Genomic DNA, 13616 nt, shown 5'->3' with positions numbered 1-13616 from the left:
ACAAACAAATGAGAATAATTAACAAATCGGATTCGATTTCAATTCTCATTTAACAATCTAGCATCGACACGACTATTTTTTTAAATTACATTGCATTAAACCATTGTGATTTCTTGGTTTAATTTCGAAAATGAGCGGCACATGTTAAATAAAAAACCACGTATTCCTACCCCAGTCCAAATTCCAGAAACACTCAGTTTTTTACACGGATATCGTGATGATTTAATAGCTCAAACCGTCAGTCCACACACTCGAAATGCATATTTATCTGATTTAATTCAATGCAGTGAGTGTCATACGCATGTCATGACTGATTGGAGCAGTGACGACATTTCAGATGTCTTGCTTAGCCTGACTAAACAAGGAAAAAGCCCTCGCTCGATCGCCCGCTCACTTTCTGCACTGCGTTCATTTTTCAAGTTCTTGCGTGAACAAAAAATACGCAGCGACAATCCTGTTGCAATCCATAAAACACCCAAATTGGGTCGTGCCCTACCAAAGGATTTATCTGAAGCAGATGTTGAAGCCCTGATTAATGCCCCAGACCTCAACACCGCATTGGGTCTACGTGATCGTGCCATGCTCGAAGTGCTGTATGCCTGTGGTTTACGTGTCTCTGAGTTATTAAATTTAAGATTAGAACTGATCAATCTTAAACAAGGCTATTTACGAATTACCGGTAAAGGCAATAAAGAACGCTTAGTTCCTTTAGGTCAAATGGCGGTGGAATGGATCGAGAAGTATTTAGCTGAAGCACGTCCCGTCTTATACAAAAGCGCAACCGATGCTTTATTTCTCACTCAACTCGGTGGAATGATGAGTCGCCAAAACTTTTGGTACGCGATTAAACGCTATGCGCTCATTGCAGGCATTCAAGCCGAATTATCACCACATACCTTACGCCACGCCTTTGCCACGCATTTGCTCAGCCACGGTGCCGACTTACGTGTAGTGCAGATGCTGCTCGGCCACAGTGACTTGTCTACCACTCAAATTTATACCCATGTCGCGCAGATTCGTATGCAAAAATTACATGCAGACTATCATCCGAGAGCTTAACGGCAGGAAATATCAGACCAAGAAGTTCTATTGTGCCCGATATTTTTTGCTATGCTTACTCACCTGTTTGATAAAGCTAAAAGAAAAGGGTTGTTTATGTTATTTACCCGTTCAAAAATTTTTCTCGCATCGACACTTGTTGCCAGTATGGCGTTAGTGGCTTGTTCTAATTCAAATAATGACGAAAAGAAAGATGCGACATTAACGGCAAGTACGCCTGCAACTGGTGAAGCTTCGAATTTATCTGAACGTAATGCTCAGCAGCGTTTAATTGATACTTTGCAATCCAATCTGCAAAAAGCCAATATCAATGCCAAAGTCACTGGGGTGAAAGCGACTGAAGTTCCTAATTTGTTTTGGGTAAGCTTTGAAGGCATGCCTGCGGTCTATGCTACAGCTGATGGTAAATACATTTTCCAAGGCGACGTGGTTCGTTTAGGTGAAAAGCAACTCTTTAATGTAGGCGATACCCTACAAGCAGAAGCCAACAAAAAATTATTTGATCAATTAAAAACTGAAGACCTACTGATCTATAAAGCCAAAGGTAAAACCAAACACGTGGTTTATGTGTTTACCGATGTTAGCTGTCCTTATTGCCATAAATTACATGAACAAATGGATGATATTAATGCCCGTGGCATTGAAGTCCGTTATATCGCTTGGCCACGTGGTGAACAACACATGCCAATGATGGAAACTATCTGGTGTAGCAAAGACCGTCGTGCCGCATTTGATAAAGCCATTGCCGGTGAGCAAATCGAGCCTGCATCATGTCAAAACCCTGTGCGCAGCATGTATGAAATGGGTCTAAATATTGGTGTGAATGGTACGCCAGCGATCTATAACGCAGAAGGCAAACACATCGGTGCTTACATGTCGGCTTCCGAACTTGAAAGTGCGCTTAAATAACTAATTTTTATAGGCTAAATGAATGTTTTTTATGGGTAGGAATAAAGTGATTTCTACCCTAGAGTCCGAACGTTTTTTTAGCTATGATCTAAACTCACTTAAAGCAATGATGAAATAAATGGAGTGTGACGTGAAACCAGTTCGTCTGGCAATCCTCGGTCTTGGTACTGTGGGTGGTGGTGCCCTTAAACTACTAAAAGAAAATGCTGCTGAGATTAAACGTCGCACCGGTCGTGAAATTGAAATTACCCATGTGGGTACGCGTCGCCCTCGTCCTGATTTAGAACTGCCTGCTTCAGTGAAGCAAAGTGCTGATTTATTAGATATCGTCCGTCAACCCGATGTAGACGTTGTGGTTGAAGTTATGGGCGGCATTCACCCTGCGTATGAAGTGATTCGTGAAGCAATCGTTCATGGCAAACAAGTAGTGACCGCCAACAAGGCGTTATTAGCTGAACACGGTAATGAATTATTTAAATTGGCCGATGATCATCACGTTCAGATTGCTTATGAAGCAGCTGTCGCAGGTGGTATCCCAATTATTAAAGTCCTCCGTGAGGGTTTGGCAGCCAATAAAATTGACTGGCTTGCAGGTATCATTAACGGTACTGGTAACTTTATCCTGACTGAAATGCGTGAAAAAGGTCGTGCCTTTGCAGACGTTCTCAAAGAAGCGCAAGAACTCGGTTATGCCGAAGCAGATCCAACCTTCGACGTCGAAGGGATCGATGCAGCGCACAAGTTAACATTGCTGGCTTCTATTGCTTTTGGTATCCCACTCCAGTTTGACAAAGTCTTCACGGAAGGCATCAGCAAAGTTACTGCACAAGATGTCAAATATGCTGAAGACCTTGGTTTCCGTATTAAACATTTAGGTATTGCACGTCGTGCTGCAACTGGCATTGAGCTTCGTGTTCATCCAACGCTGATCCCTGAAGACCAATTGATTGCCAATGTAAATGGCGTTAAAAATGCCGTATTGGTTCAAGCCAATGCCGTTGGTCCAACGCTTTACTATGGCGCAGGTGCAGGTGCAGGCCCGACAGCATCAGCAGTGGTTGCCGACGTTGTCGATATTGTCCGTGACATCTCATATACCGAAGATGGCGCAGGTACAATTCCACAGCTTGCTTTTGAAGCCCTAACTGATTTACCAATTCTTCCACGTGAAGAAATGACCACTGGATACTACATCCGTATTAATGCCGAAGATCAAACTGGCGTTCTTGCCGATGTGACGACTATTTTAAGCCGTGCAGGAATCAGCATCGATGCGATCATGCAACAACCGCGCTTAAAAGACCTTATTCCTATCGTGATTCTGACTGATCCAGTCAAAGAATCTAAAATGGATGAAGCCCTTCAACAAATTCAAGCATTGCCTGTCATTCATGGCGAAATTGTACGAATTCGTTTAGAATCGCTTGATAATTAATCGGGTCGAGGGGAATATTTCAGTTCCTCTCGCCAAGCTCTACACACAATTGGAACATCATCATGTCTAATGCCAATCGTTATACTGGTTTAGTTGACCGCTATCGCGACCGTTTACCCGTATCTGCAACTACTCGCGCAATTTCTTTGGGCGAAGGTAATACGCCACTGATTAAGCTTGAGAACATTCCACGCATTATTGGCAAAAATGTTGAAATTTATGTGAAGTACGAGGGCTTAAACCCGACTGGTTCATTTAAAGACCGTGGTATGACCATGGCTGTAACAAAAGCAGTTGAAGAAGGCTCTAAAGCAATTATCTGTGCATCTACAGGTAATACATCTGCTGCAGCGGCTGCTTATGCTGCACGTGCAGGCATTAAAGCATTTGTGCTCATCCCAGAAGGCAAAATTGCCATGGGTAAAATGGCACAAGCGATGATGTATGGCGCGGTAACAATGCAAATTCACGGTAACTTCGATGACGGTATGCGTCTTGTAAAAGAAGTTGCAGATCAAGCACCAGTTACGATTGTAAACTCAATCAACCCATATCGTCTGCAAGGTCAAAAAACCATTGCTTACGAAATCGTTGACGAATTAGGTCGTGCGCCAGATTACCACTGCTTACCTGTAGGTAATGCGGGTAACATTACAGCACACTGGATGGGTTATACCGAAGCTGTGGCGAATCAGCCTAAAGAAGAATTTGTACAAGTCGTTTATGATCCTGAAACTGATCAATTCACAGGTCCAAAACCTGCGGGTCTACCAACAATGGTGGGTTACCAAGCTGCTGGCGCGGCACCATTCCTACGCGGTGCACCTGTAGAAAACCCTGAAACAGTAGCAACTGCAATCCGTATCGGTAACCCACAAAGCTGGAACCATGCTAAAGCAGTAGTCCGCGATTCAGAAGGCTGGTTCGATGAACTCCAAGATGCTGAAATCTTAGAAGCACAGCGTCTACTGTCTATGTACGAAGGTGTATTCGTAGAACCTGCTTCTGCAGCGTCTATCGGTGGCGCGATTCGTGACATTAAAGCAGGTAAAATTGCTGAAGGTTCTGTGATCGTATGTACTGTGACAGGTAACGGTTTAAAAGATCCTGACACTGCCATCAAGCAATGCCAAGATGCAGTAATGTTGTCGATTGATGCAACTATGGATCAAGTTCGCGATTCAATTCTGTCAAATATGTAATTCATATGCTGACTAAATAAAAAAGCCCTGCTCTTGCAGGGCTTTTTATATCTTGCATTCACTTCAGCATTTAAACGTTGAGTAAATCCAAATACTGAAAGAATGAAAAATCTGAAATCTTATTAAATACGTTTTGGTAACTGGCTCGCCCAATTCATTAAACGTGTCGCATCATTGGTTCGTGCAACTGAAGAATCCGCACCCAATAACACCACTACCGCTGGACGGTTATTCAATGTGGTATGCATCACTACACAGCGCCCTGCTTCATTAATAAATCCAGTTTTTGAAATATTAATATTCCAACCACCATTACGCACTAAAGCATTAGTATTGTTTGATTTCAACACGCGGTAGCCCAAATTAAAGTCATAACTTGGTGTGGTTGAAAATTGACGAATCAAACCATACTGCGAAGCGGTATTCACCAAAATACCTAAGTCACGTGCCGAAGCGACATTGCCTGGGTGCAAGCCAGTCGATTCTACATAATGAGTCGAGTTCATCCCTAATGAGCGTGCTTTCGCATTCATCGCTGCAATAAATGCAGAACGACCACCTGGATAAGTACGTGCTAATGCCGAAGCCGCTGGATTTTCAGACTTCATTAAAGCAAACAGCAATGCTTCTGCGCGGTTCATACTGTCGCCAGCACGAAGTGTTGAACTTGAGCTTTTACAACCTGAACATGAGAAATCAGACTGTTGTAAGGTAATCTTTTCAGACATGTTTAATCGGGCATCTGAAATCACTACTGCTGTCATGAGTTTGGTAATCGATGCAATCGGTAAAGCGGTATTGCTATTTTTGCTATATAGCACTTCACCAGTTTGACCATCCATAACCAGTGCTGCACGCGCATTTACAGAGGGCTGTCCTGCGTATTGATTGGTATCAATAATACGGACCGTTTTCGATGGTGCTGTCTGTACCACACCGCCTGTACTGCGTACAGAAGTAGTCACTTTCGTTGACCCTTGAGGAGATGGCTCTTCAGCGCTATAAGACACGTCACCGTTGAGTAACTGGTTTGCATCTTCAGATGACCAGCTAATATTTGACTGCTGATTTGCAGCACTATTCATCACAATTTCAGCAGAACTGAAACTGCTCATACTGAATAAAATTGACATGCCCAAAACGTGCATGAAGGATTTATTTAATTTTTTCACCATTGCTCACTCAACTCAGGATACTAAACATTTGCGCAAGACCAGCAATATGCCGTACATTGGTCACAACTACGAACATTTTTTGCTCACACATTGTGTATGAAGTTTTTCATTTCATATAAGAATAGGATTGCTAATTTTGTCGTTTCATTGCAAGCTTATTTTGCTTTATGTAACAAAAAAAACAGATTTTGATTTGAGGGAGAGTGTAGGTGATCACAGTTTTGGTGGTAGATGACCATGAATTAGTCCGTACTGGTATTTGCCGTATGCTCGAAGACCATGCAGATATCCAAGTCATTGGACAAGCCGAATCTGGTGAAGATGCGATTACACTTGTTCGCCAACACCATCCAAATGTTGTTTTATTAGATGTCAATATGCCGGGGATCGGAGGTGTAGAAACCACACGTCGCCTACTTCAAACAGCGCCAGATACAAAAGTCCTCGCAGTCAGTGGACTTGCTGAAGAACCCTACCCGTCTTTATTGTTAAAAGCAGGTGCCAAAGGCTATATCACCAAAGGTGCACCAGTTACTGAAATGGTCCGTGCGATTAATAAAGTGATGCAAGGCGGCAAATATTTCAGTGCAGACATTGCAGAACAACTGGCCAGCTCATATTTGTCTGATACCCAACAATCACCTTTTGACGCCCTGTCTGAGCGTGAAATGCAAGTTGCCATGATGGTGGTCAATTGTATAAGTGCACAAGAAATTTCTGATAAATTATTCGTTAGTGTTAAAACAGTGAATACCTACCGTTACCGCATTTTTGAAAAACTGAATATTGATAGTGATGTCAAACTAACTCACTTGGCAATTCGCTACGGGTTAATCAAACCTTAACACAACGTACATCCTGTTACTTATGACACAGCGTTCAATTCATAGTGAATTGAACCAGTATCATTTGGGTCTTTGGTACAGTGCTTATCGCTTTATCATCAGTGCCTGTCTGTTACTGGTCTTTTTACTGACCTACACTCAATTCACTTCAGATTATGAATACCCACGTTTATACCTATATGTATTGACGATTTATTTGCTGTTTACCAGCATTCAATTCATGTCGCTTGGACGCTTCAAAGTCCGTATTCCAAACCAGCTACTGCTGTTATTCATCGTAGATGTGATTTCGCTGAGCTTACTGACCTTAGCCATCGATGGACCCAATTTACATTTGAGTTTGCTGTTTGTGATTACGATTTTTGCAGCATCCCTGTTATTAGATGCCCAAAAAGCTTTGGTCATCACCCTCATCGCTGTGATTTGCGTGGTGTATCAACTGTTTTTAGGTTCAATTCTTGAATTTACCTCACTCAAAAATTTAACCAACAGTGCGATTTTGGCTTTTTTATTTTGTGTGGTGTATGGCAGTGCGCAAATTGCCGTGAAACGTTTCCAGTTATTGGAAAATCTGAATTTTTCGCAATCCTTAGAGCTCCATCGGCTACAAAACATTAATCGCTATATTTTAGAGCAGATTGACACGGGCTATTTAGTATTGGATGAAAACTGTCATGTAGTGCTGAGTAATCCTGCTGCTTGCCATTTACTCGGCATGCCAAATTCTTATCATCATGACCAATATCCGCTGTATACCACGCAGCCAGACTTATTTGAATTACTCAAATTTGAAGATTTAAAAAGCGGTGAAAAATTCCAATTTGAATCACAACAAAGCCAGTACCACATTCAGGTACTCGTACAAAAACTCGTTGTGCCGCATCAAATGCTGACCTTACTGATTTTACAAGATGCACAAAAACTCAATCAGCAAGTGCAACAACTAAAATTAGCCGCTTTAGGGCAACTTTCCGCCAGTATTGCCCACGAAATTCGCAATCCTTTAGCGGCGATTGTGCATGCCAATGATTTATATCCGCAAAGTGATACCGAACAACAGCACATGTTGAATCATATGATTTCACGTCAAGCAGTGCGGATTGACCGAATTATTCAAGACACCCTAAATATGGTGCGCAATAAGGAAACCCATCCGACTCGTCTGAATCTAGAACAATTTTTACCGTTGTTCCTGCACGAAGATCTGGCAGACATTCAACAGAACATTCGACTCAATGTACAAACCAAAACCTTAATCGATTTTGATGAGGCACAGTTCAGACAAATTTTAATCAACCTAATTCGTAATGCGATTCGCCATAACAATCCGGACATGTCGTATATCGAAGTGGTGGCGCGTATAGATCAGAAAAAAGTCCAGATCGATGTCCGAGATTTCGGCAATGGGGTTGCTTTACAAAACCGCACACAGTTATTTCAACCATTTTTTAGTACCGAAATTACTGGAACTGGTTTAGGATTATATCTTGCTCATAGCTTCTGTGAAGCGAATCAAGCACAGCTTTCCTATGTAGAACAAAAACAGGGAGCTTGCTTTAGGATTGAGTGCTTACAAGCTGTTATTTAATTGTTTTTAGGGGAAAACTGTGGATTCACAACCACTGGTATTGTTAGTTGATGACGAAGAAGACTTATGTATGCTGATGCAAATGTCTTTATCAAGGATGGGGGTTAAAACGCATGTTGCACATCGCCTCGACGAAGCTAAAAAAGCCTTGTCTACCTATAGCTACGATGCCTGTCTAACCGATCTCAACTTACCCGATGGTAATGGTCTACAGCTCTTAGATTGGATGAATGAACACTGTCCTGCCCTTCCAGTTGCTGTGCTAACAGCCTATGGCAACATGGATATTGCCATTGCCGCATTAAAGGCGGGAGCATTCGATTTTGTCAGCAAACCGATCAATCCGAAACATCTTGAACAACTGCTACAAAAAGCCCTGAATAAGCCTTTGGACGAAGACATTACTTCGCAAGATGCTTTAGAACATAAAATGTTGATTGGTGAATCGCTTCCAATCCAGCAATTGCGTCGAACTCTAAAGAAAATTGCACGTTCACAAGCACCAGTTTTTATTACGGGTGAATCTGGTACGGGTAAAGAGGTCGTGGCCAATCTGGTTCACCGTTTAAGCAACCGTAATGAAGGGCCTTTTATTGCCATTAACTGCGGGGCAATTCCCACAGAGTTAATGGAAAGTGAACTTTTTGGCCATAAAAAAGGCAGCTTTAGTGGTGCCACCCAAGACAAGCAAGGTCTGATTCAATCTGCACATGGTGGTAGCTTATTTCTGGATGAAATTGCCGAATTACCTTTAGCCATGCAAGTTAAACTGCTACGTGCGGTACAGGAAAAACGTATTCGCCCCGTAGGTTCAGACTGTGAAATTGATGTTGATTTCCGTGTGATCAGTGCCAGTCATCAGGACTTAGAAGCTCTCGTCCAACAAGGTCGATTCCGCCAAGATTTATTTTTCCGTATCCATGTGATGGATTTAGTGTTGCCTGCCTTACGTGAACGTGGCGAAGATATCCTCTTATTGGCGCAACATTTTATTCAAAAAATTAGCCATGAATGGGAAATTGCCACTAAGCCTCTGACTGAACGAGCGAAAAACTTCCTACTCAACCAATATTATCCGGGTAATGTCCGTGAACTCCGCAATATTATCGAACGTGCCATGACCCTCTGCGATGATGAGCAAATTGATCTTCAACATCTGCAAAGTGCGCCATTAAGACAACCGAGTGCTCAGTTCAATTCCGCTCCAACAACGAATGATTCTGCACAGCTTGCTGCAAACAGCAACGAACAGAGTGTGGTTCCTCGTAAAATACCTGAAGAAGGTTTAGAACTCTTTTTAGAAAATATCGAAAAAGAAGTGCTCATGAATGCGTTGAATTTGACTCACTGGAACAGAACACTTGCCGCCAAAAAATTAGGTATGTCATTCCGTTCATTGCGCTATCGTTTGAAAAAATTCGGTTTAGATACCGAAGACGAAGAGTAAAAGCTTTCCAGCGTATTGCTGTTATTTTTGATTCAGCAATAACTCTGCAACATGATCGACATAGTGATCTTCACGTGCATCATGTTGCAGCGGATAGTTATAGTCTGGCTGCACCCCAATTCCTTCAATCATTTTGCCATTCGGTGTCAGATATTGCGACACAGTCATTTGTAAAGCTGCACCATTACTCAATGGAAATAGTTTTTGAACCACACCTTTACCATAACTTTTCTCACCCGCTACCCATGCACGTTTATGCTCTTTTAATGCTGCGGTAAAGACCTCTGCGGCAGAAGCAGAACGATTGTTGATTAAGATGCCGACTTTCATATTTTGAAATTCAAAACTTGGTAAAGCCTGAAATTGTTGGTCACCTTCAGATCGACTTCGAGTCGACACAATAATGCCCTGATTCAAAAATAAATCGGCAGACTCCACTGCTGCTGACAGTAACCCCCCGGGGTTATTTCTTAAATCAAACAATACAGCTTTGACACGTGAACCATGACTTTCAATTAAACGCTTAATTTCATTGGCTGTATCTTGTTGAAAAACTTTTACGTGTAAGACTAAAACCTGATTATTTAATAATTTAGATTCTATATCTGTTTCAACTTTAGTGTTTCTGACCAAATTGACCGGTTGACTTGCAGTTATCAGCTGTAGATTCAGCGTCGAGCCGATACTGCCTGTGAGCAGGTGTCGCACTTGATCTTGATTAAGTTTTTTGAGTTCTTGATCATCAATTTTAAACACCGCCGCGCCATTTTTCAGACCTAGCTTTGCTGAATCGGCATCAGGCTTTAAATTGGTGATGACCCATTGCTGTAGACCTGCATCAAAGCGCAAATTGAAATCGACACTCGCAATATCCCCTTCGGTGTATTGCAAAAGCTGCTTATAGTCTTCAGGTGAAAGATATCGTGAATAGCGGTCTAAACCACTGACCATACCTTTGGTAGCTTGTTGGAATAATGCATCGTCATTTTTTTCAACGACATAATTTTCTTTGACAATGCCATAGATCTGAACAAATTGTTGGATCGATTCGACAGGTACTTCGGCATAACTTTGTTCATAGCTGCCATCAAATTCATCGAAAGCCGACTTTGCTTTGTCGGCTCCCCATGTCGAATGACTAGAACACAGCAGCAAGGCTGTAAGGCTTACAACTGACGTCCAGTGTGCTTTAGTCATTCATGCTTCCTTACATTTTAAGCTTCAAGAGTAATCAAGTTACGACCTTGCATTTCTGTTGGTACAGGAATGTGCATAAGCGTTAAAAGTGTCGGTGCTACGTCAGCCAAAACACCACCTTCTGCAATTGTTGCATTGGTCGGGCCAACATAGATAAACGGCACAAGTTCAGTGGTATGTTGAGTATGCACCTGACCACTTTGGTAATCCTGCATTTGCTCTACGTTACCATGATCGGCGGTCACGAGCATGTGACCTTTATTTGCCATCACAGCTTCATATACACGGCCTAAGCACGTGTCTACAGCCTCAACCGCTTTGACTGCTGCATCAAACACACCGGTATGGCCAACCATATCACCATTGGCATAGTTCACCACCAGTAAGTCGTACTCACCTGAATTAATTGCGGCAACCAATTCATCAGTGACTTCATAAGCGCTCATTTCTGGTTTTAAATCATAGGTCGCAACGTTTGGTGATGGAATCAAAATACGTTTTTCACCCGGATATTCATCTTCACGACCACCACTGAAGAAGAAGGTCACGTGTGCATATTTTTCAGTTTCAGCAATACGAAGTTGTGTTTTACCCAAATTAGACAGGTATTCACCAATCGAGTTATGCAACGCTTCTGGCATATAAGCCACTGGCGCATCAATTGTTGCTTGGTAACGTGTCAACATGACAAATTTTGATAAAGCGGGAACCACTTTACGTTCAAAACCTGCAAAATCTTTTTCCACAAAAGCTTTGGTAATTTCACGCGCACGGTCAGCACGGAAGTTCATGAAGACAACGCTATCACCATCTTGGATCGGTGCTAAATCACCAATACACGTCGCTTTTACAAATTCATCTGATTCTTCAGCAGCATAAGCCTGCTCTAAACCTTCAACAGCAGTCGCTGCTGTACGCACTGCTTCACCTTCAGTTAAAAGACGATAGGCTTGCTCAACACGATCCCAACGGTTGTCACGATCCATTGCAAAGTAGCGACCAATCATGGTGGCAATACGACCTTGACCCGGATACTGAGCAAACAGTGCATCTAATTTTTCAAGCGAAGGTTGTGCACTTTTTGGCGGTGTATCACGACCATCAAGGAATGCATGAAGATACACTTTTGCACCGCGTTTTAATGCCAATTCAGCCATCGCCACAATGTGATCTTCATGTGAATGCACACCACCTTCAGACAACAAGCCCATGATATGTACAGCACGATTTGCAGCTTTGGCTTTTTCAACCGCATCGACTAAAACGTCATGTTCAAAGAACGCACCGGTACGAATATCTTTGGTAATACGAGTAAAGTCTTGATACAGCACACGTCCTGCACCAAGGTTCATGTGGCCCACTTCAGAGTTACCCATTTGACCATCAGGTAAACCAACGTCTTCGCCAGAGCCTGAAATCAATCCATGCGGATGCTTTTCCTGCATTGCAGTCAAGTTTGGTCGTTTTGCTGCTAAAAAGGCATTGTCCTCGACCGCTTCGCGATGACCCACACCATCCATAATTACCAATACGTGTGGGATTTTGCCAGCAGTTGCATCCGTCATAATGAACACTCTTTCGTTTATAAATTAATCATACTATCTTACCGAATTTTCGGTGAAGACTCTATGTGACAACCATGGTTTATCTAGGTCATCAACATTGTTTTACTCAATCTTGCATGCACTTAACGTGCACGGTGCAGCAGATAGCCACCCGCTACAAACATCAAAATAATTGGTATAAAGACGAACCATGCAGGCGATGGCGCGTACACCAAACTTGCATAACCCAAGAAATCTTGTAAGTAGTAAAAACCCAGTCCAGCAAATAAGGCAATCACCAAGCGGAAACCCATCGACTGTTGACGTAAAGGTCCAAAAATAAATGAACACGCAATTACCACCAAGGCAATTAAAGCAAAGGGCGAACCAAACTTTTGCCAAAACGCCAATTGGTAAGTTTTCGGGACTTGGCTATATTCATGCATATAGCTCATAAAGCTCACCAATTGACTCGGTGATAGGTCTTCAGGGTCAATGGTAACCATATGCACATATTTAGGTTGCAACGCCAATGAAAGCGGCTGTTCAGCATTTTGCTTCGCTACAGCATCACCCGTCGCTAAGAGATCGACTTGGGTTGAATTTTGCAGCGACCAAGAACCATTTTGGACAAAATTCCCTTGCTCCGCATCCAAAGTGCCTCGCAAACGATATTTTTCATCAAAATCAATAACCTGAACATCTTTAATTTGACCTTGCGAATTGGCATAGTCAATATAAATAAAGCGCTGACCTTCACGCGACCAATAGCCTTTGACTTCGCCCAGTTCAGCCGCAGTGCGGTGACTTTTGACGCTTTTGGCTTGTTCATTGGTATAGGGAATGACCCATTCGCTTAATGCAAAGGATAAAACCACCAAAATGAGTGCCGAACGAATCACCCAGCCCACAATCCGCCAAAGGCTGATGCCGACCGAACGCATCACAATCAATTCACTGTTTGAAGCTAGAGTCCCTAAACCCAGTACCGCTCCAATCAAGGCTGAAATTGGTAAAATTTCATATAAATAATTCGGTGAACTCCATAACACATACTGCAAAGCATTCCATGCGTTATAGCCTTCTTTCAGCGAGCCCAATTCACCTAAATAAGTAAAAAGCACTTGTAAGCCAGCCAATACCGCGGTCGCACCAAGCATGGCTAAAGCAGTAGTTTTGGTCACATGTTTTGCAACTATACGACGTGCCAACATT

At 42.5% G+C, this 13616-nt stretch carries 11 protein-coding genes; 7 read left to right on the top strand and 4 right to left on the bottom strand.

All coding sequences use genetic code 11. The features are described from left to right. Window positions 1-141: 141 nt before the first annotated feature. From xerD to thrC, 4 genes are all read left to right on the top strand, one after another. Window positions 142-1059 (top strand): site-specific tyrosine recombinase XerD, encoded by a 918-nt coding sequence (gene xerD, locus FTV50_RS09215; RefSeq protein ID WP_180024245.1) that lies wholly within the window; start codon window positions 142-144, stop codon window positions 1057-1059. Between the two features lie 96 nt (window positions 1060-1155). Further along, window positions 1156-1968 (top strand): DsbC family protein, encoded by an 813-nt coding sequence (locus tag FTV50_RS09210; protein WP_180024244.1) that lies wholly within the window; start codon window positions 1156-1158, stop codon window positions 1966-1968. A gap of 130 nt (window positions 1969-2098) precedes the next feature. Continuing rightward, window positions 2099-3403 carry a homoserine dehydrogenase gene (locus tag FTV50_RS09205; protein WP_078192857.1) on the top strand — a complete coding sequence of 435 codons (1305 nt, stop codon included), beginning with the start codon at window positions 2099-2101 and terminating at the stop codon, window positions 3401-3403. Window positions 3404-3465: 62 nt separating this feature from the next. Next, window positions 3466-4605 carry a threonine synthase gene (gene thrC / locus FTV50_RS09200; RefSeq protein ID WP_078192584.1) on the top strand — a complete coding sequence of 380 codons (1140 nt, stop codon included), beginning with the start codon at window positions 3466-3468 and terminating at the stop codon, window positions 4603-4605. A gap of 122 nt (window positions 4606-4727) precedes the next feature. On the opposite strand, the gene FTV50_RS09195 is transcribed toward thrC, so the two are convergent. Further along, window positions 4728-5777: a serine hydrolase gene (locus tag FTV50_RS09195; protein WP_143221671.1), complete on the bottom strand. Its 1050-nt coding sequence runs from the start codon at window positions 5775-5777 to the stop codon at window positions 4728-4730. Window positions 5778-5989: 212 nt separating this feature from the next. On the opposite strand from FTV50_RS09195, the gene FTV50_RS09190 reads away from it, so the two are divergent. Genes FTV50_RS09190 through FTV50_RS09180 form a run of 3 tightly spaced genes read left to right on the top strand, consistent with a single transcriptional unit; the run spans window position 5990 to window position 9660 of the window. Next, entirely contained in the window at window positions 5990-6625 is a 636-nt protein-coding gene (locus FTV50_RS09190; protein WP_180024243.1) for a response regulator, read from the top strand. Between the two features lie 22 nt (window positions 6626-6647). After that, window positions 6648-8213: a PAS domain-containing sensor histidine kinase gene (locus FTV50_RS09185; RefSeq protein ID WP_180024242.1), complete on the top strand. Its 1566-nt coding sequence runs from the start codon at window positions 6648-6650 to the stop codon at window positions 8211-8213. 19 nt (window positions 8214-8232) lie between these two features. After that, window positions 8233-9660 carry a sigma-54 dependent transcriptional regulator gene (locus FTV50_RS09180; protein ID WP_180024241.1) on the top strand — a complete coding sequence of 476 codons (1428 nt, stop codon included), beginning with the start codon at window positions 8233-8235 and terminating at the stop codon, window positions 9658-9660. Window positions 9661-9681: 21 nt separating this feature from the next. Here FTV50_RS09180 and FTV50_RS09175 read toward each other — a convergent pair whose 3' ends face one another. The 3 genes from FTV50_RS09175 to lptG form a co-directional block, all read right to left on the bottom strand. Further along, window positions 9682-10857, bottom strand: coding sequence for a S41 family peptidase (locus FTV50_RS09175; RefSeq protein ID WP_180024240.1), 1176 nt, complete (start codon window positions 10855-10857; stop codon window positions 9682-9684). Window positions 10858-10874: 17 nt separating this feature from the next. Next, window positions 10875-12422: a 2,3-bisphosphoglycerate-independent phosphoglycerate mutase gene (gene gpmI / locus FTV50_RS09170; RefSeq protein WP_180024239.1), complete on the bottom strand. Its 1548-nt coding sequence runs from the start codon at window positions 12420-12422 to the stop codon at window positions 10875-10877. 122 nt (window positions 12423-12544) lie between these two features. Beyond that, the gene (gene lptG, locus FTV50_RS09165) at window positions 12545-13615 is read right to left on the bottom strand and encodes an LPS export ABC transporter permease LptG (RefSeq protein ID WP_180024238.1); all 1071 of its coding nucleotides are present in this window, start codon (window positions 13613-13615) and stop codon (window positions 12545-12547) included. Window position 13616 lies beyond the last annotated feature (1 nt).

The organism is Acinetobacter sp. YH1901134, assembly GCF_013416965.1.
In the GTDB taxonomy this organism is placed as follows: domain Bacteria; phylum Pseudomonadota; class Gammaproteobacteria; order Pseudomonadales; family Moraxellaceae; genus Acinetobacter; species Acinetobacter amyesii.
The sequence above is the reverse complement of the archived record's forward strand: the minus strand, read 5'-3'. Positions and strand labels throughout refer to the sequence as shown.

Bases quoted from the DNA above. Each gene is read 5' to 3' on its own strand.
- xerD (WP_180024245.1), top strand. From the start codon at position 142: ATGTTAAATAAAAAACCACGTATTCCTACCCCAGTCCAAATTCCAGAA.
- FTV50_RS09210 (WP_180024244.1), top strand. From the start codon at position 1,156: ATGTTATTTACCCGTTCAAAAATTTTTCTCGCATCGACACTTGTTGCC.
- thrC (WP_078192584.1), top strand. From the start codon at position 3,466: ATGTCTAATGCCAATCGTTATACTGGTTTAGTTGACCGCTATCGCGAC.
- FTV50_RS09185 (WP_180024242.1), top strand. From the start codon at position 6,648: ATGACACAGCGTTCAATTCATAGTGAATTGAACCAGTATCATTTGGGT.
- FTV50_RS09175 (WP_180024240.1), bottom strand. From the start codon at position 10,857: ATGACTAAAGCACACTGGACGTCAGTTGTAAGCCTTACAGCCTTGCTG.
- gpmI (WP_180024239.1), bottom strand. From the start codon at position 12,422: ATGACGGATGCAACTGCTGGCAAAATCCCACACGTATTGGTAATTATG.
- lptG (WP_180024238.1), bottom strand. From the start codon at position 13,615: ATGTTGGCACGTCGTATAGTTGCAAAACATGTGACCAAAACTACTGCT.